This is a genomic window from Nonomuraea sp. SYSU D8015 (assembly GCF_008065375.1).
Taxonomy (GTDB): Bacteria; Actinomycetota; Actinomycetes; order Streptosporangiales; family Streptosporangiaceae; genus Nonomuraea.
On record NZ_VJYI01000027.1, the window covers coordinates 64493 to 80459 of the forward strand.

The 15967-nt window shown below is 67.7% G+C and carries 16 protein-coding genes and 1 pseudogene; 9 read left to right on the forward strand and 8 right to left on the reverse strand.

Features of this window, described 5'->3' with window-relative positions:
- The 4 genes from ID574_RS50365 to ID574_RS50380 are packed head-to-tail and all read left to right on the forward strand — an operon-like array spanning position 1 to position 3996.
- Complete coding sequence (locus ID574_RS50365; protein WP_188196205.1) at positions 1-759, forward strand: SDR family NAD(P)-dependent oxidoreductase; 759 nt, start codon at positions 1-3, stop codon at positions 757-759.
- Positions 756-2327, forward strand: a complete 1572-nt coding sequence (locus ID574_RS50370) for an acyl CoA:acetate/3-ketoacid CoA transferase (protein ID WP_188196206.1) — start codon at positions 756-758, stop codon at positions 2325-2327. The genes ID574_RS50365 and ID574_RS50370 overlap by 4 nt, the downstream gene beginning before the upstream one ends.
- 1 nt (position 2328) lies before the next feature.
- Entirely contained in the window at positions 2329-3102 is a 774-nt protein-coding gene (locus tag ID574_RS50375; RefSeq protein WP_188196207.1) for an enoyl-CoA hydratase/isomerase family protein, read from the forward strand.
- A 45-nt stretch (positions 3103-3147) separates the two neighbouring features.
- Positions 3148-3996, forward strand: coding sequence for a shikimate dehydrogenase family protein (locus tag ID574_RS50380; RefSeq protein WP_188196208.1), 849 nt, complete (start codon positions 3148-3150; stop codon positions 3994-3996).
- Between the two features lie 215 nt (positions 3997-4211).
- Here the strand turns inward: ID574_RS50380 and ID574_RS50385 are convergent, their stop codons facing one another.
- Together ID574_RS50385 and ID574_RS60985 are read right to left on the reverse strand one after the other, a co-directional pair.
- Positions 4212-4547 carry a class I SAM-dependent methyltransferase gene (locus ID574_RS50385; protein ID WP_262496160.1) on the reverse strand — a complete coding sequence of 112 codons (336 nt, stop codon included), beginning with the start codon at positions 4545-4547 and terminating at the stop codon, positions 4212-4214.
- Positions 4548-4552: 5 nt separating this feature from the next.
- Positions 4553-4720, reverse strand: coding sequence for a hypothetical protein (locus ID574_RS60985; RefSeq protein WP_223167926.1), 168 nt, complete (start codon positions 4718-4720; stop codon positions 4553-4555).
- A gap of 352 nt (positions 4721-5072) precedes the next feature.
- Between ID574_RS60985 and ID574_RS50390 the strand changes: the two genes are divergently transcribed.
- Entirely contained in the window at positions 5073-6065 is a 993-nt protein-coding gene (locus ID574_RS50390; protein ID WP_188196209.1) for a threonine ammonia-lyase, read from the forward strand.
- Positions 6066-6569: 504 nt separating this feature from the next.
- Here ID574_RS50390 and ID574_RS50395 read toward each other — a convergent pair.
- The 3 genes from ID574_RS50395 to ID574_RS50405 form a co-directional block, all read right to left on the reverse strand.
- Positions 6570-7169, reverse strand: a complete 600-nt coding sequence (locus tag ID574_RS50395; protein ID WP_188196210.1) for a Clp protease N-terminal domain-containing protein — start codon at positions 7167-7169, stop codon at positions 6570-6572.
- Between the two features lie 365 nt (positions 7170-7534).
- A complete protein-coding gene (locus ID574_RS50400; RefSeq protein WP_188196211.1) occupies positions 7535-7921 on the reverse strand; it encodes a hypothetical protein in 387 nt (128 codons plus the stop codon).
- A 768-nt stretch (positions 7922-8689) separates the two neighbouring features.
- Complete coding sequence (locus ID574_RS50405; protein WP_188196212.1) at positions 8690-9424, reverse strand: helix-turn-helix transcriptional regulator; 735 nt, start codon at positions 9422-9424, stop codon at positions 8690-8692.
- A 67-nt stretch (positions 9425-9491) separates the two neighbouring features.
- On the opposite strand from ID574_RS50405, the gene ID574_RS50410 reads away from it, so the two are divergent.
- The 3 genes from ID574_RS50410 (at position 9492) to ID574_RS50420 (ending at position 11779) form a co-directional block, all read left to right on the forward strand.
- Positions 9492-10859 carry an MFS transporter gene (locus ID574_RS50410; protein ID WP_188196269.1) on the forward strand — a complete coding sequence of 456 codons (1368 nt, stop codon included), beginning with the start codon at positions 9492-9494 and terminating at the stop codon, positions 10857-10859.
- A 275-nt stretch (positions 10860-11134) separates the two neighbouring features.
- Positions 11135-11335, forward strand: coding sequence for a hypothetical protein (locus tag ID574_RS50415; protein ID WP_188196213.1), 201 nt, complete (start codon positions 11135-11137; stop codon positions 11333-11335).
- Between the two features lie 63 nt (positions 11336-11398).
- On the forward strand, positions 11399-11779 hold the full coding sequence (locus ID574_RS50420; protein WP_188196214.1) for a hypothetical protein: 381 nt from the start codon (positions 11399-11401) through the stop codon (positions 11777-11779).
- Here the strand turns inward: ID574_RS50420 and coaD are convergent.
- Entirely contained in the window at positions 11757-12245 is a 489-nt protein-coding gene (gene coaD, locus ID574_RS50425; protein ID WP_188196215.1) for a pantetheine-phosphate adenylyltransferase, read from the reverse strand. The genes ID574_RS50420 and coaD overlap by 23 nt on opposite strands.
- 652 nt (positions 12246-12897) lie before the next feature.
- A complete protein-coding gene (locus tag ID574_RS50430; RefSeq protein WP_188196216.1) occupies positions 12898-13686 on the reverse strand; it encodes a hypothetical protein in 789 nt (262 codons plus the stop codon).
- Between the two features lie 657 nt (positions 13687-14343).
- On the opposite strand from ID574_RS50430, the pseudogene ID574_RS63180 reads away from it, so the two are divergent.
- Positions 14344-14863: pseudogene (locus ID574_RS63180) on the forward strand (transposase); the annotation flags it as partial.
- A gap of 417 nt (positions 14864-15280) precedes the next feature.
- Here the strand turns inward: ID574_RS63180 and ID574_RS50450 are convergent.
- The gene (locus tag ID574_RS50450; protein WP_188196218.1) at positions 15281-15967 is read right to left on the reverse strand and encodes a hypothetical protein; all 687 of its coding nucleotides are present in this window, start codon (positions 15965-15967) and stop codon (positions 15281-15283) included.

A 15967-nucleotide genomic window follows, 5' to 3' on the forward strand; every position in this document is an offset into this window, starting at 1 on the left:
ATGCGCTTGCAACCCCTGCTCGACCGGGTCGTCCTCGTCACCGGGGCCGGCCGCGGGATAGGGAGATCCATCGCGAAGACCGCCGCTCGTGGCGGAGCCCACGTCGCCATCGCGTACCACTCGAGTGAGGCCGGGGCCCGCGAGGTTTCCGAGGAGATCCAGGCCCTCGGCCGCGACGCCGACATCCACCCGTGCGACGTGTCGGACCGGGGCGAGGTGTTCGCTCTCACGGCCTGGGCCGAGAAACGCTTCGGGCGGATAGACGGCCTGGTGAACAACGCCGGCATCATGCCGGAGTCCCCGTTCCTCGAGATGTCCCCCGAGGACTGGGACCTCGTCCTGAAGACCAACCTGTCGGGCATGTTCCATGCCAGCCAGGCGGTGCTTCCCGGGATGCTGGAGCGAGGCGGAGGCGTCATCGTCAACATCGCTTCCAGGCTCGGCCTGGTCGGCTGGCCGGGGGTCGCGCACTACGCGAGCGCGAAAGCCGGAGCGATAGCGCTCGCCAAATCGATCTCGCGGGAGTTCGGGCAGCGCGGAATCCGGGCGAACGCCGTGGCACCCGGCGTCACCAACACCGCCATGGGGCGCACCGTGATGGCGGGCGAGGTCGGCCGCCAGCGTATGCGGGAGCTGCCGCTCGGCCGGTTCGGGGAGCCCGAGGAGGTGGCCGAGTGTGTGGTCTTCCTCCTCTCGGACGCCTCCAGTCTGCTTCTCGGCCAGACGCTGAATCCCAACGGCGGCGGGCTGATGCCATGACTGGCAAGCTCATCGGCGTCGAACAGGCCGTGGATCTGGTGCGCGACGGCGACGCCCTGTGGATCGGCGGGTCGGGCGCGGGCCACGGCGTCCCGCAGTCGTTCATCGACGAACTCGCCGCGAAGTTCGCCCGTTCGGCGTCGCCGCGCGATCTGACGACCGTGCGTGTCGTCGGGATCGGTGACTTCGGCGACCGGGGCTTCTCCCAGCTCGCGCTGCCGGGGCTGACCCGCCGCACCATCGGGAGCAACATCGGCAACGAGCCGCGCCTGGGCGCGCTGGCGGCCGAAGGCGCGATCGAGTCCTACTCGTTCCCCCAGGGTGTGCTCTCGGCGTTGTGCCGCGACATCGCGGCGGGCCGTCCGGGCCACCTCACCCATGTGGGCCTGGGCACCTACGTGGACCCACGCCAGACCGGCGGGCGCCAGAACGTGCGCACCGCCGAGGAACTGGTCCAGGTCGTCGAGCTGGCGGGGAGGGAGTGGCTCTTCTACCCGGCGCTGCCGGTCGACGTCGCGGTGATCCGCGCGACCACCGCCGACGAGGACGGCAACCTGACGTTCGAACGCGAGCCGATTCTCGGGGACTCCCTCGCGTTGGCCATGGCCGCGCACAACAGCGGCGGCCTCGTCATCGCCCAGGTCGAGCGCCTGGCGGCGCGGGGCACGCTGCGCCCGAACGAGGTGCGGATCCCCGGCGCGATCGTCGACCACGTCTACGTCGACCAGGAGCAGAGGCAGACCTACAGCACCGGCTACTCCCCCTTCTACTCGGGAGAACTGCGCATGCCGTCCGGCGGCGGCGTCCCGACGCCGCTGAACGTCCGCAAGGTGATCGCGCGCCGCGCCCTCCTCGAATTCCGCCCCGGCGACATCTGCAACCTGGGCTTCGGCATCTCCCAGCAGATCGGCGCCGTGGCCGCCGAGGAGGGCGTGTCGGAACGCTTGACCCTCACGGTCGAGCAGGGGATCTTCGGGGGCATCCCCGCGCACGGCCCGGACGGCGGTGCGGGGGTGAACTACCAGGCGCGCCTGGAGCAGCCCTCGATGTTCGACTTCTACGACGGCGGTGGCCTCGACATCGCGAGTCTCTCGTTCGCGCAGGTGGACCAGCACGGGAACGTCAACGTCCACGCGTTCGACGAGCGCATGAGAGGCCCGGGCGGATTCGTCAACATCAGCGCTCTGACCAGGCGCCTCTGCTTCGTCGGGACGTTCACGGCCGGCGGCGTGCGCGTCGCGCTGACCGACGGGGCGCCCAAGATCGAACGCGAGGGGGTCCAGCGCAAGTTCGTCAAGGCTGTCAGAGAGATCAGCTTCAACGGCCGGATCGCGCTGAGCAAGGGGCAGGTCGTCCGGTACATCACCGAACGCGCTGTCTTCGCCCTGACAGCGGAGGGCCTGGAGTTGATCGAGATCGCCGACGGGCTGGACGTGGAAAAGGACGTGCTCGCGCACATGGAGTTCCGGCCGAAGGTCAGCGGGCGCCTGCGCCTCATGGACGCACGCCTGTTCCTCCCCGCTCGCATGGGGATCGCCGCCGACTTCACCGCCGACGAGAGGAGCTGACATGGCCGCGCTGGTCAACGTGACATATGGGGTGTGCGCGGAGATCGAGCTGGACAACCCGCCGATGAACGTGGTCTCACATGAGGTGACCGCGCGGCTCCGCGAGGCACTGCGCGCCGTCGAGGCCGATGAGCGCACCCGTGTCGTCGTGCTCCACGGTGCCGGTGATCGGGCGTTCTGCGCGGGATCGGACATCGCCGAGTTCGAAGACCTGCACGGCCGGGTGGCCGAGGGCAAGCTCCTGCTGGAGAAGCTGGTGTACCGGCAGGTGGCCAAGCTGCGGGTGCCGTCCATAGCGGCCATCGAGGGGTACGCCCTCGGCGGGGGCCTCGAACTCGCCCTGTGCTGCGACCTGCGGATCGCGGGGGAGCGTGCCAGACTCGGCCTGCCTGAGCTGAAGCTCGGGGTCGTCCCGGGAAGCGGCGGCACTCAACGGCTCCCGCGCATCGTCGGGCCCGCCCGCGCCAAGGAGATCATCCTGCTGGGGGAGATTCTCGACGCCGCGACCGCGCTGTCGATCGGCTTGGTCAACCGGGTGGTGCGGGCGGGCTCAGCCCTGGCCGCGGCGCGCGAGATGGCGGAGACCATCGCCGCCCGCGGGCCGGTCGCGGTACAGACCGCGAAATCACTCATCGACCAGGCGACCGAGCGGACCCTGGACGACGGGCTGGCCCTCGAACTCGACGCGTCAGAGAAGATCTTCTCCACTCAGGACGCCCTCGAAGGCGCGCGGGCCTTCCTGTCGAAGCGTCCGCCGACCTTCACCGGTCACTGACCAATGACCTGCATGGAACCTTCGACAATCTTCAGGGGAATCGTGATGCGCACAGTCGCTCTGTTCGGAAACCCGCTGCGCCGTGCCCATTCCGTCGTCATGCACAACGCCGCATTCGCCGCCTTCGGCATCGACGCCCGCTATGAACTGCGCGAGGTGCAGGAGTCACAACTGGCCGATCAGGTGCGGCAGGCCAGGGATGAGAAGTGGCTCGGCTTTCAGGTCACCGCCCCGTACAAGCAGGCGATCATGCCCCTGCTCGACGAGGTCGAGCTCGGCGCCCGGCGGATCGGCGCCGTCAACAGCGTGGAGATCGACGCGATGGGCCGGCTGATCGGCTTCAACACCGACGTGACCGGCTTCATGACGGGAGTGCGGGCCTGCGCGGGCGAGGATCTGACCGGCGCCCGGGTCGTCGTCGCCGGCTCCGGCGGAGTGAGCCACGCCGCGACGTACGGCCTGGCCGAAGCGGGAGCCGGCTGCCTCACCGTTCTCGATCTCGATGTGGCCGACTCGCGCAGGCTCGCCGACGAGTTCAGCGCGTTCGCGCGGATCGAACCCATGGCCCTCGACGATCCTCGGGCCGGCGACCGGCTCGCCGAGGCGGATCTGTTCGTCAATGCCACGTCGGTCGGCATGCTGACCCCGGGGCCCGTGGTGGACGTCTCCCGCATCTCACCGGCGGCCGCGGTGTTCGACGTCGTGTACATCCCCAGAGAGACCGAACTCGTGCGCCAGGCCAAGGCCCGCGGCATGCGCGCGGCAGGCGGCACCGACATGCTGGTAGCCCAGGCGGCCACGGCCTTCGTTCGCTGGACCGGCACGGACGATCCCACGAACGTCATGCGGAAAGCACTCGAACCGCTACTCCTTCGCGACGATCTCGTTCCCTGATGCGGGCCTCCGCCCGCCGACGGCCTCACCGGCGCCATCGTCCACGACTTCCTTCTGATCTTCCGGAGGCTGAGGCCAGTCGATGCGGAGGGGAGCCTCTGGGAGTCGCATGAGAAGCGCGCCCTCGTCGGCATGGTCGGCTGGTGCGCCGGGAGTGCGGTCACGGGGTGGTGGCTCTGGACCCACGTCTCCTATGAGAGGTGGTTCATGCTGCTCTACTGGTTGGGGTGGTTCTTCGCGATCATCTGGATTCCGGTCGGCCTGGTGTTGATCATGTTCTGTCTGGCGGCAGTTGTCGTGCCGCTGGTCACGATCTTCGTGATCGTTCCTGCGTTCGTCGCGCGCCGCGCGAGTTTCCCGCCCGGCCGCAGCACCCGCCGTACCTCGCCGACCAGGGTGGTGATCTGCTGAGTGGACGGTGCCATGCACAGCAGCATGTGCGCGAACACCCCGTCCAGTGAGCTGTCCAGCCACGGCAGCGGCGTGCGTACGTCGTGCACGGATGCCCGCACCCGGGCGCCGAGGCCCGCCTGCTCGGCGGCGGCGCGCAATTGCTCTACCGCAGGGGGCTGAAGTCCACCGACTCGACGGACGGTCCGCGCCAGGCCAGGTACAGGGTGTCGCGGTCGTGCCCGGCGCCGAGCTCGGCCACCCGGCTCGCGCCGTGCTCGATGAAGACGCCGGCAGCGTGCACCGCCGCATCCAACGGCTGCGGCCCGTACATGCCCGGATGTGTGGTGTAGGTGGCCTGCCGGTGCCGGCGCTGCCGCTCGGCCAGCGTCTCCCCCTAATGCATCATGATCCACCCTGCCACGGCGCATCGAAGCAGCAGGACCGGCGCACACGTTAGCTCCCGGCACAGGGGCGACGGGCAGCCCAGGCGCGACCAGCAGCTCCTCACCGCAGGCGTCCGCGACGATCCGATCAAGTTGACCGGGACGACAGCGGCGGTTTCGTCACGCTGCCAGAATGTTCAGTAGTCGACCTCAGTGTCGGAATGCGGTGGGTCGGATCAGACGGGAAGGTCCTGGACGGTCGCTCGGAGAGCAGCGCTGGCGGCGCTACGCTGCTGTGTCATGCAGGACACGCGTCTCGACACCGCTCGGATCCGGGCGGCTCGCCGAGTCATCGACCCAATTTTTCTCGATACTCCGCTGTACCGCTGCCAGGCGCTGGAGCCCGACCTCGGGTGCACGGTGAGCATCAAGCTAGAAACGGCGAACCCTGTGCGCAGCTTCAAGGGGCGGGGCACCGAGTTGGTCGCGAGTCTGCTTGCCGAGAATGGATCGCGAGCCGTGGTGTGCGCCAGCGCGGGCAATCTTGGCCAAGCCCTCGCGTGGTCTGGGCGCGGCCGGCGGCTCGACGTCACCGTTGTGGCATCCCGCTTCGCGCCCGCGGCCAAGCTTGATCGCATCCGCGCATTGGGCGCCCGCTTGGAGCTGGTGGACGGCGATTTCGACATGGCACGCGAGCGGGCAGCGGCGATCGCTCGGTACGCCGGCATCCGGCTGGTCGAAGACAGCCTGGACATCGAGACCTGCGAGGGCGCGGCTACCATCGGCTTGGAACTGGTGGACACCCTGGTGGACACCGCGCCGCCGTTTGACGCCGTCCTGATCGCTCTCGGCGGCGGGGCGATGGCCACTGGTGTGGGTCATGTGCTGAAGGCATTGGCGCCCGGCGTCGAGGTGATCTGCGTCCAGCCGCTGGGTGCACCGGCGATGACACACTCGTGGCACCAGCGGCGCGTCGTCACCACCGATTCGACCGACACCATCGCCGACGGCGTCGCCGGCCGGTGTCCCATTCCGGCCGTCCTGGACGACCTCCTCCTGGTCGTTGACGACGCCGTCCTGGTCCGGGAGACATCGATCATCGCCGGGATGCGGTTGCTCCTCCACCACGCCGGCCTCGTTGTCGAACCGTCGGCGGCGCTCGGCATCGCGGCGATCCTCGAAAACCGCGACCGCTTCGCCGGTCGGCACGTCGTCACCATCGTGTGCGGCAGCAATGTCGACGTGGACGCCTATCACCGCTGGGTCGGTGCGGCTCCCCTCCACGGGGTTTGACCATTGCTCATCCGGGAGGTGTGAAGTACTGCGCTCGTCGGCTGTCGAGCCGGGTGGCCACCGCGTCTGTCGCGGCATCTGCCCGTGCTTGTTCGAGTTCGATTGAGGTCTTGGCGACGAGGTACGCGGTCGGCGTTTGTCATCGGGTGGCGGCCGAGCCGGTTGGGGGCGTTGGGGAACGGTGTAGTGGCGTGAGCTCGGCTCGGCAGACGCCGGGGATGCTGGGGGTGGCTGGTGTAGTTCCTCGTTGTCCATGTCCTCGGGGCCGGTTCACAACAGCGGGCCGAGTGTCGGCTGGTTGCGATTCCTATGCGTGCGGTGCGTCGCGGGAGTGTGCGCAGGTCGTCACGGTAGGCGGCCTGATTTCGACAGTGAGAAATTGGTTCTGGCCCACATTTCGTGATCGAGACGGCTCTACCGGACGGGGTGGTCACGATTCACCCGTTCCTCCGGGCAAGGTGGCCTGCCCGGAGGACTGAGGCGGGGGACGTCCGCAAGGGCACGTCAGCGCGGGTTGTGGTAACGACTGAGCACTCCCATGGCGTTCAGCCGAACGACGACCTCAGTTTTGACGGGGTTGTAAGCGATTCCCAGGCTGGTGAGGATCTGGCAGGCACGGCAGTCGTGAACGCTGAGCAGGGCAAGCAGGATGTGCTCGGAGCCGACGTAGCCGTGCCCGGTCTTGTCCGCCTGTCGCCGTGCGCCCTTGGCCAGCACGAATGCGGCGTGGTCGCTGAAGGGAACTTCTTGCGGCGCGCGGGTCGCACCTTGGGGCACGGCGGTGGCGATGGCCGATTCGACAGCCTCCACACTGCCCGCCAGGTCGTCCAGGATTTCAAAGGCCAGGCCGCCCGCCCCGTCGTCGAGGAGCCCGAGCAGCAGATGTTCGGTGCCGAGTGCGCTGTGCCTGCGCGATCGGGCATGTTCGCGTGCCAGATCGACGACGTGGCGCGCCTGGCTACTGAACCAGTCGAAGGTGACCGCCTGCGGCTGGCTGCGATCGGCGGCTTGCTGGTCCATCTCGCGGGCGGCGTCGGTGTAGCTCTTGCCTGTGTGCGCCATACGCTCTCTGATGGCCTTCTTGCGGGCGGAGTCCTTGACCATGGTCTTCAATCCTCTCCAGCGGCGTCCTACGCACTCCGCCGGGACCTGTGTCCGCTGAGGGAAGATTTCCGGTGAAGAAAAGGAACGCTGATCCGGTGGACCTTGTCCTCTTCGCCGGGTGGCGTAGGCACCTGCGGCTCGGAGCGGGCGGGACGTTCAACCGCCTCTGGTGCGGAGCCTATACGCTGTCGGCGGGTTTCGCGCGCGGCACGATCGCGGTGGGGCTCGCGCTCAGTCATTTCCTGATCGCCTCGGATCTGGCTTCAGCGGGGTTGCGCCATGAGCAGGATTCGCTTGCGGAGCAAGGCTGTTCCGGCTCGCCCGAACATCTGCCGCTTGAGCATTTTGATCTTGTTGACGATGCCCTAGACCGGGCCGGAGTTCCAGGGTGTGGTGAGTCCCTGGAGAACCGCCGCGAGGTCCTGCCTGAGGCCCTTGGCGAAGGCGGATAGGCCGGGGAGGTTGTCGGCGGTGACCGTCTCAATCCATCGGGGCAGGTCCTGGCCGGTCAGCGTGGTGAGCATGGTGGCGAACGTGCGCACGTGCCCGGCGAGGGTGTCGATCTCGGGACAACGCTCGAAGATCTCCTTCAGCAGCAGGCGCTCGTCTTCGGCGAGTTGGTCGGGGTGCCGGGTTAAGCAGGCGGTGACGTGGCGCACGGTGGGTGGTTGCGGCGCGATCGGCGCAGGTGCGGGTTTGTTGCGGGCGATGTGGTCGCGGACTATGCCGTAGCTGCCGGAGAAGCCCTGCACCGACGGAAAAGGACCTGGCCATAGGCACCTCGCCAGCGGTCGACTTCACTCGGTGGGCGGGCCGGGGGGTCGGACCGGGGCGCCCTGCCGGGACTGCTCCCGGTGGGTTTCTCTTCCCGAACGGGGCGTGCGAGTTTCCCTGTCGGCGTGCAGAAGAAACTGTCCGTAGAGCGGGCAGCGTCCACGCTGTCGCTGAAGCAGCCGCAGCCGGGGTGGATCGAACGGGGGTCCCGCGTCGCCGCAGAGCTGCCCAGTAACCGGTCAGGGTCGGGTCGTCGGGTGAGGCCCAGCCCTTGACCAGCGTGTGCCGGGTGATCTTCGTCCAGGCGAATTTGAGCAGGTAGGCGCCGCTGTGACGCGCACGCAGCACATCAATTCGGCCTTGTCGATGTCCAGCGCTGCGACGCGTTCGACGATCTCTTCGTGTTCCTTGGTCTCCTCCAGCATGACGCACCTCCCGGCGCCGTTGCCTCGCTCCCTGCACGGTGCCCGTGAGAGCCGCTTGGGAAGAAGCGAATCTAGTCCGCGCGCTCGAAGCACAGTGAAGGGCCCATAGCGCGGCTCCCGCGTCCCACTAACCCACGGCCTCAACCGGCCAAAGAGCAACGACGTCGGCGGACAATCACCCCGATTTTCAGCCCGGAACGGGCCTCCCGCCAGGGAGAACAGAGACTAACCCTAACCCTTTCCGGACAGCTTCAGCCCTTAACGGGCTGTCTGTCCGGAACCATCGAGGCACCTCACGGCTCACCGTGGAGAGGATCAAAGTCAACGACTGAGCAGGTAGCGCCGGGGCGTGGTGCCGACGGTGCGGCGGAAAGCGGCCAGGAAGGCGCTCGCCGTGGCGTACCCCACGTCGTGTGCTACCCGCGACACCGGCTGCCCCTCGGCCAGCAGCGGCAGGGCGGCGCGCAGCCGTACCTGCGTGCGCCAGTGGTCGAAGCTCATGCCCGTGTCGCGTACGAACAACCGCGTCAACGTCCGCCTGCTCACGCCCGCCGCGCGGGCGTGAGCCTCCAGGGTGCGCGGGTCGGCGGGATCTGCCAGCAGGGCGGCCGCCACCACCCGGACGCGCTCGTCGGTGGGCTGCGGCACGTCGATGGGCCTGGTGGGCAGCGGGCGTAGCAGGTCGGGCACCACCGCCTCGGCGCGCAGCCGCGCGCCGTCGGTGAGGTCAGTACGGGCCAGGTACCCGATCAGCTCGGCCAGCAGGCCGTCGACGCCGACCGCGGTGGGCTCGGGCCAGTCCAGTGGGCAGCGCTCCGGCGCCAGGTACAGGCTGCACAGCACCGCGTCGCGGGTCGCGCCGGTGGCGTGGGTGACACCCGCGGGCAGCCACAGCGCCCTGGTGGGCGGCAGGACCCAGTACACCTCGCCCACCTTGACGCTCAGGACGCCGTGGCGAGTCCAGGCGAGTTGGTGGTGGGTGTGGCTGTGCGGGGGGATCCACTCCCCCGAGGCCAGCGGGAAGTGGCCGACGATGATCGCACCCATGTCCTCCATGCGACATACTCTGGCCTCATCGCGGATTGTGGCCAAATGCGGCAGATCATAGCGTCGTCGGGTGCCAATGATTGTGTTGTGTTTTGTCCAGTTCATGCTCGTGCTCGATGACACCGTCGTGAACGTTGCCCTGCCCAGCATCCGCGACGAGCTGGGCTTCAGCGCGTCCGCCTTGCCCTGGGTCGTCAACGCCTACTTCCTGGCCTTCGGCGGTTTGCTGCTGCTGTGCGGCCGGATGGCGGATCTGCTGGGCCGCCGTCGCGTCTTCCTCATCGGGGTGGCGTTGTTCGGGGTGGCCAGCCTGGCCTGCGGGCTCGCGCAGGAGCCGTGGCAGCTCGTGATCGGGCGGTTTGTGCAGGGCGCGGGTTCTGCGATGGCCAGCCCTGCCGCGATGTCGATGATCACGTTGCTGTATCCGGGGCCGGAGGAACGGGCCAAGGCGCTGGGCATCTGGAGCGGTATCGCGGCCCTGGGCGGGACCTCGGGCCTGGTGCTGTCCGGGGCGCTGACCGACCTGGTGTCCTGGCGCGGCATCTTCCTGATCAACCTGCCCATCGTCGCCGTGGCCCTGGCGTTGCTCCCGCGCCTGGTCCCCGAGTCCCGTGCCCCCGGCCGACGCCGCCTCGACGTTCCCGGCGCGGTCCTGGTCACCGGTGCTGCGGTGTCGCTGGTGTACGGGCTGCTGCGGGCCGGAGAGACCGGCTGGAGCGATCCGATCGTCATCGGGGCCGCCGTGTTCTCCGCCGCCTTGGCGGCGGCGTTCCTGGTGGCGGAGTCGCGGGCGGCGGCGCCCCTAGTGCCCGCATCGTTCCTGGCCTCGCGGACACGGGCGGTCGCCAACGGTGCGACCCTGCTGTTCTCGATGGCGATGTACGCGATGTCGTTCCTGCTGATGATCCAGATCCAGACCGTTCTGGGCTACAGCCCGCTCCTGGCCGGCATCGCCTATCTGCCCTACGGCGCCGGCATCCTGGCAGGCATGTGGCTGTCCTCCCGCATTTCGCTCAGGACCGGGACGCGCTGGGCGCTCCTGCTGGCGTTCTTGGTCAACATCGCCGGCCTGCTGCTGCTGTCCGGCGTGGCGGCGGGCGACTCCTACATCGCCCACGTACTGCCCGGGATGCTCATACTGAGTGTGGGCAACGGGCTGAGCCTGCCCGTTATGGCGGTGGCCGCGGTCGACGGCACCACCGAGGAGGACGCCGGTCTCGGCTCGGCCCTGTTCACCTCCGTTCAGCAGGTCGGCGGTGCCGTCGGTGTGGCCGCGCTGGCCATCATGGGCTACTCAGGCGGGCTCACGGCGGGCGCGGTCTGCGTGGCGCTCGGCGCTGTGATCATCGTCGTGCTGCTGCCGTCGCGGGCCAGCCGCCCGCGGCGGACCGCTGGACATGGAGCCGATGGCCGAAGCAAGCCGGCAACCGCTCCCCGGCTCTGAGCAGTCGCAGCTCCGCCTGAATCCGAAGGGACACGCCCGCTTGGAGAGAGACCCACTCGGGCGCGACCTCATCCCACTCCGACCGAAGTGCCGACTTGCCACGTGGCATCGGCACTTCGCAGATTTCTGGACACCGTAGGGCGTGTACGTCCAGGATGGGAGCCGTTTCGGGGGAAGTGCCGCCTCCGCGTGTTCTCGGTACTTTCCACGCACGCATGCCTGCGGCGGCCGACAGGCCGCCATCTTCATGAGCGTAGAAGAGAGGCCTGCACCCCGTGGCGCGCACTCTGGATGAAGACGAGCTGATCGAACACTGGCTGCTGATCGGCAAGGAGCCGGACCTGCTGACCGGCCGGACCGGCCCGTCCAAGCTGGCGCTGGCGTTGTGGCTGAAGTTCTTCGCCCAGCACGGCCGCTTCCCGAGGGCCGCTCCGAACTGCCGGACGAGGCGGTCGCCTTCGTCGCCGGCCAGGTGAAGGTCGCCGCCGGCGTCATGATCCCCGACGGCCCCGGCTGCGGCGGCTGTCGGGGCCGTCCGCGTGATCGCGGACGACCGGGGCGACCGCCTGGAAGGGTTCATGCCGTTGACGGATCCTGCCCGGCGCAGGGTCTGGACCACCGGCTACATGCGCAACGGACACGGCGATGAGTCCAGCGCCCGCGACGCGATGTCCGCCGCACGAGCGGCGATGACGTCGGTGAAAGACATGCACCGCGCCACCACCTTCGAGGCTGCCAACCCCCACTCGATCGCCCGCACGGAGTTCGCCACCATGGCCCAAGCCGCCGACGAGTGCATCACCAAGGTGTCCGGCATCGACACGGTCGGCTCGCAGGCGGTCCGGCGCGAGAACACCAGCCTGCTCATCCAGATGATCGCCGACCTGGAAGTCCGGCTCAGTGAGACGGCGGCCGGCTGATCAGGGCCGTCTCCGCGGCATGGCCGCCGTCGGTCGCAGCCGCGCGGACCGCGGTCGAGGAGATCGTGGCCAGTTCGGGCCGAGCGGGCATGAATAGGGTCTTCATGCCCAGCATCTCGTTCATGGCGGCCAGCTGAAACTCGTGCACTACGTCGGTAGCGTTCCTCACGCCACGGATGATCACTGCGGCTCCGTGTTGCTGGCAGTAGGCCACTGTCAGCCCGCTCCAGGCTGCCACTGTCACGTTCTGCCAGTCCGCCGGGAGAGTGGCACGGATGTCCAGCTCGCGTTCCGCACCCGTCTTGGTGGGCCGCTTCTCATCGTTGACCGCGACCAGCACCGTTACGTGTTCGAACAAGCGCCGGGCCCGATCAACGAGATCCCGATGACCGTCAGTGAAGGGGTCGAACGTTCCGGGATAGACAGCTCGGGAGCATCCGGGATCGCCTACAGGATTGCGAAACATCGACACATGGTACGTGCCGTCTGGGCGGCTCGCCGCGAGCGCCCAGGCAGTCAGCCCACCTGAGGCCCACCCGCCTACGTCGCGCCGCGGCGCCTCATGGCAACGGCCCTGACTGGTCGAGCCCCTCTTCACACGCCGAATGCTTTCGCGCCGGATCCACCAGGCGCGGCATGCTGGCGTCTGTCTGCCTGACGTGCCTGACAGACCTCCAAGCGTCTGACCGGCCACTTCGCTTGACAACCCGAGATAACCATTGCGGTGGCCAGATTCGTGAATGGTGGTGTAGGCGCTGCTGCTGCTGGTCAGCCAGTACGCGCCGCACCGGCTCGACCAGGTCGAGGTAGGGCTGAGGGTTCTCGGTGACGGCGTCACGGCGGTCGAGGTGATCTTGCGAGTCGCTAGGAGTTTGTGCTCCTTGTCACGGCTAGAGCGGACACCTGAGTCGGCGGACTCAGGGGAGGGTGAAGTCCGGGTCGTGCCAGAACACGATCGCGATCGCGGCGGCTGTGCGGGTGTGCCTTGCGCGACTCCTGCAGGCGCCGCCTGATTGTTCTTGCTGCCAAGGGGCCACGCAACCCGCCGGGCACCTTCACAGGCAAACCCGGCGGGTGCTGGCGACGCTGGACACCGAGGAGAGAAAGCTCGACAGTGGTCAGCGGGTCGTTCTGGTGGACCACAGGGCGCGTTCGGTGCTCGAGTAGATGACCGCATTCCCGTCGTTCTGCATGACCAGCTGCGCGCCGGGGTTGCCGTGCGTCTTGCTGCTCCACAGGGCTTTGCCCTGGGACGAAATGACCACCAGGTTGCCGTCCAGCTGCAGGTACGTGTGAGCACCGGGGTTGTCGTGCGTCCTGCTGCTCCACAGCGCCTTCTTCGTGGCCGTGTTGATGACCACCAAGTTGCCGTCGCCCAGCTGCACCAGCCGGTAGAGCCCGTTGGGGGACTGGCGGTAGCCATTGGCTTTCAGCCGCTCACCGGCGGCCAACACAAAGGTGCCCCGCTCCGATGACCACAGCACCTTTGCGCCATCGGACAGCACGGCGTTGCCGTCGTCTTGCATGACCAGCCGCGCCCCGGGGTTGCTGTGTGTTCTGGTACTCCACAGGGCTTTCCCCTGGGGCGACTTGACCACCAGATTGCCGTCCCGCTGCAGCTCCGTAAAGGAACCGGGGTTGCCGTGGGTCTGCGCGTTCCACAGCGCCTTCTTCGTGGCCGTGTTGATGACCACCAAGTTGCCGTCGCCGAACTGCACCAGCCGGTAGAGCCCGTTGGAGGACTCGCGGTAGGCATTAGCCGTCAGCCGGTCACCAGGCGCGAGTACGTCATCGACCTGCGCCGCCATGACGGTGGATGCGCCGGCAATCTGAGTAGTGGCCATCGGCAGAGCGGCCGACGCCGCGATCACCAGAGCTGCAGCGATTTTCCAGCGCTCAAAGCGCATATTAGACTCCGTATCTCATCGTGTGGATTCACTATGGCCATGTTCGAGAACATGCTTGCCGTGGGTGATGTGGAAATCCTGTGCAGGCGGATGTGGGGTAGCCGAGCGCGGTATCAAGGCGACCAGGGCTTCCGGTACCGCCATGACACGTGCGAGTCGGAGCAGGCCCCACTTGGTCTTCTCAATGAGTGCCGGCTGACGTTCCTCTAAATTCTGGGCATCACTCGATGAATGAGATCGAGTGTGCACTGGATCTGTTCACCGAGTGCTCCTTCTGCTGACGAAGGCGGATGTCAATCAGGATGAGAGACCAGCATTTCGATTTCCCTTTCATTCAGAGATACCTCAAGCTTGAATCGCAACAGGAGGATCTCATGTTTGACCACACGGCAGGCTATGGCCGCTGCATGGATCCAGCTATCCGGGTAACGCAAAGTGGCTGTCGTTTCTTGGACATTGTCGTGGCGCGCCCACCTGATCATCCAGACCGCAGTCGAGGCCGAGATCGAGGCGTTTCTCGGCCGTGCCCGCTACCAGCGTGCCGCCACCATCGCCGCGGCAGACGCCGCCGCGGCGAGTAGGAGGCCGTGGTGCGGCCCGGCCAACGCAACGGCCACCGCGACGGCCACCGCGACGGCCACCGCGACGGCCACCGCGACGGCCACCGCGACGGCCACCGCGACGGCCACCGCCTGACCACGATCAAGACCACCAGCGGCCCGATCATCGTGGCCCCCCAAGCCGCACGGCACCACCGAGAAGTTCGCCTCCCGGCTGTTCGGCACCGGCGTCACCCATACCCACGCCCTGGAAACCCTGGTCAGCGCCTCCTTCGTACGCGGCATGTCCGTCCGCGACGCCGAAGGCACGATGGCGGACGCGCTCGGTCCCGAAGCCGCCCTGTCAAAGTCGACGGTCTCGACCATCTGCCAGGCCATCGTCGCCGAGTACGACGCCTGGTGCCAGCGGGACCTGTCCGGCGTCGAGTTGGACTACCTGTTCCTGGACGCCTCGCACTTCAAAATCCAGACGGGTAGCGGGCCGAACCGATCCTGGCCGCCTGGGGCATCACCGACGCCTGGGACGACTTCCTCACCGACCTGGTCGCCCGCGGCCTCCAGCCGCCGCTGCTGATCATCTCCGACGGCGCGCCGGCCTGATCGGCGCCGCCGAGCAGGCCATCATGACCAGGACGCTGTCACCGCCGGCCTCACCCTGCCCCTACAGCTCCGGTCCCGTCGAAGGCCACGTCAATCGGATCAAAACGATCAAGAGGCAGATGTACCGCCGCGCCAAGCACGATCTCCTCCGCCTTCGCGTCTTGCCGGCGGACTGATGGCCCACTCACGGAATGTGTGACTGAGCCCGAGCTCACGCGTCGTCGACAGTTCGGCGTTCCTGCCGTGCGTGACGATGCAACGGACACTCCAGCGGGTGCTCCGGGATCTGACTGCGCGCCCGCTGGACGGGTTCCCGAAGAACCGAATGATCGCCACTGGACAGAACCTTCTTGCCTATGCGTGGAGTCGGATCGGCTCCAAGGCAGGAGCGGCCCGCTCGTGATGGCCTTTGTTGGAGCTGGCCGCCCCCATTGTCAGGAGCCGGAGCTGGAATAGGTCTCCTGGGTGGAGCCGCTCGCGGGGTCATCAGTGTGCTCGATGATTGGCCCAGTGGTGGGCCCGTCGGTGGGCCCAGCGGTGGGATTGCAGGCAGACACCGGGCCGCGGACGATGCTCACGCGGACGGCTGATGCGTTCTCCGGGTTGCGAGCGTCGAAAATGGCCTCAAGTACGAGGGTCTGGTCTGCCCGGATCATGGCCGGAGACAGGCTGAAGCTGGCTGGGCTATCGCCTTGAGGTGAAGTGAGCATGGGCGTCTGGTTGGGCGGAAGCTCATCTCCCCGCGGCTGTGTGCAGGTGCCCTTGCCGTCGGGAATGTAGTCGATGACCGCAGGAATCCCGGCGTCGATGAGCCTGCGCTGAAGTCCCTTGGCGTCCACGAACTCCTTGATCGTGACTTCGACTGTGCCGTCGCCTCGCTGATCCACTGCGTAGGCGGGTGAGCTGGTCATTGATGCCACCGCGACGGCGGTTGCCAGCGTGGCCGCCCCGGCCGCGATTGCGCCGATCCAGAGGCCGGACCGTCGGCGCGATCGGGTCCGCCCTGCGACGGTTGACTGGGAGGTTTTTGTTACGAGCATTGCGCGGGCTTTCCTCCGTGTGTCATCGGCCAGAGGGGGAGTGTCCGCGCCGAGCCGGGAAAGTAGATCCATCTCATCCAT

Coding starts and splice junctions, on each gene's coding strand:
- ID574_RS50375 (WP_188196207.1), top strand. CDS start 2,329: ATGGCCGCGCTGGTCAACGTGACATATGGGGTGTGCGCGGAGATCGAG.
- ID574_RS50395 (WP_188196210.1), bottom strand. CDS start 7,169: ATGGTCAAGGACTCCGCCCGCAAGAAGGCCATCAGAGAGCGTATGGCG.
- ID574_RS50380 (WP_188196208.1), top strand. CDS start 3,148: ATGCGCACAGTCGCTCTGTTCGGAAACCCGCTGCGCCGTGCCCATTCC.
- ID574_RS60985 (WP_223167926.1), bottom strand. CDS start 4,720: ATGTACGGGCCGCAGCCGTTGGATGCGGCGGTGCACGCTGCCGGCGTC.
- ID574_RS50370 (WP_188196206.1), top strand. CDS start 756: ATGACTGGCAAGCTCATCGGCGTCGAACAGGCCGTGGATCTGGTGCGC.
- ID574_RS50405 (WP_188196212.1), bottom strand. CDS start 9,424: ATGGAGGACATGGGTGCGATCATCGTCGGCCACTTCCCGCTGGCCTCG.
- ID574_RS50365 (WP_188196205.1), top strand. CDS start 1: ATGCGCTTGCAACCCCTGCTCGACCGGGTCGTCCTCGTCACCGGGGCC.
- ID574_RS50450 (WP_188196218.1), bottom strand. CDS start 15,967: ATGGATGAGATGGATCTACTTTCCCGGCTCGGCGCGGACACTCCCCCT.
- ID574_RS50410 (WP_188196269.1), top strand. CDS start 9,492: ATGATTGTGTTGTGTTTTGTCCAGTTCATGCTCGTGCTCGATGACACC.
- ID574_RS50390 (WP_188196209.1), top strand. CDS start 5,073: ATGCAGGACACGCGTCTCGACACCGCTCGGATCCGGGCGGCTCGCCGA.
- ID574_RS50430 (WP_188196216.1), bottom strand. CDS start 13,686: ATGCGCTTTGAGCGCTGGAAAATCGCTGCAGCTCTGGTGATCGCGGCG.
- coaD (WP_188196215.1), bottom strand. CDS start 12,245: ATGTTTCGCAATCCTGTAGGCGATCCCGGATGCTCCCGAGCTGTCTAT.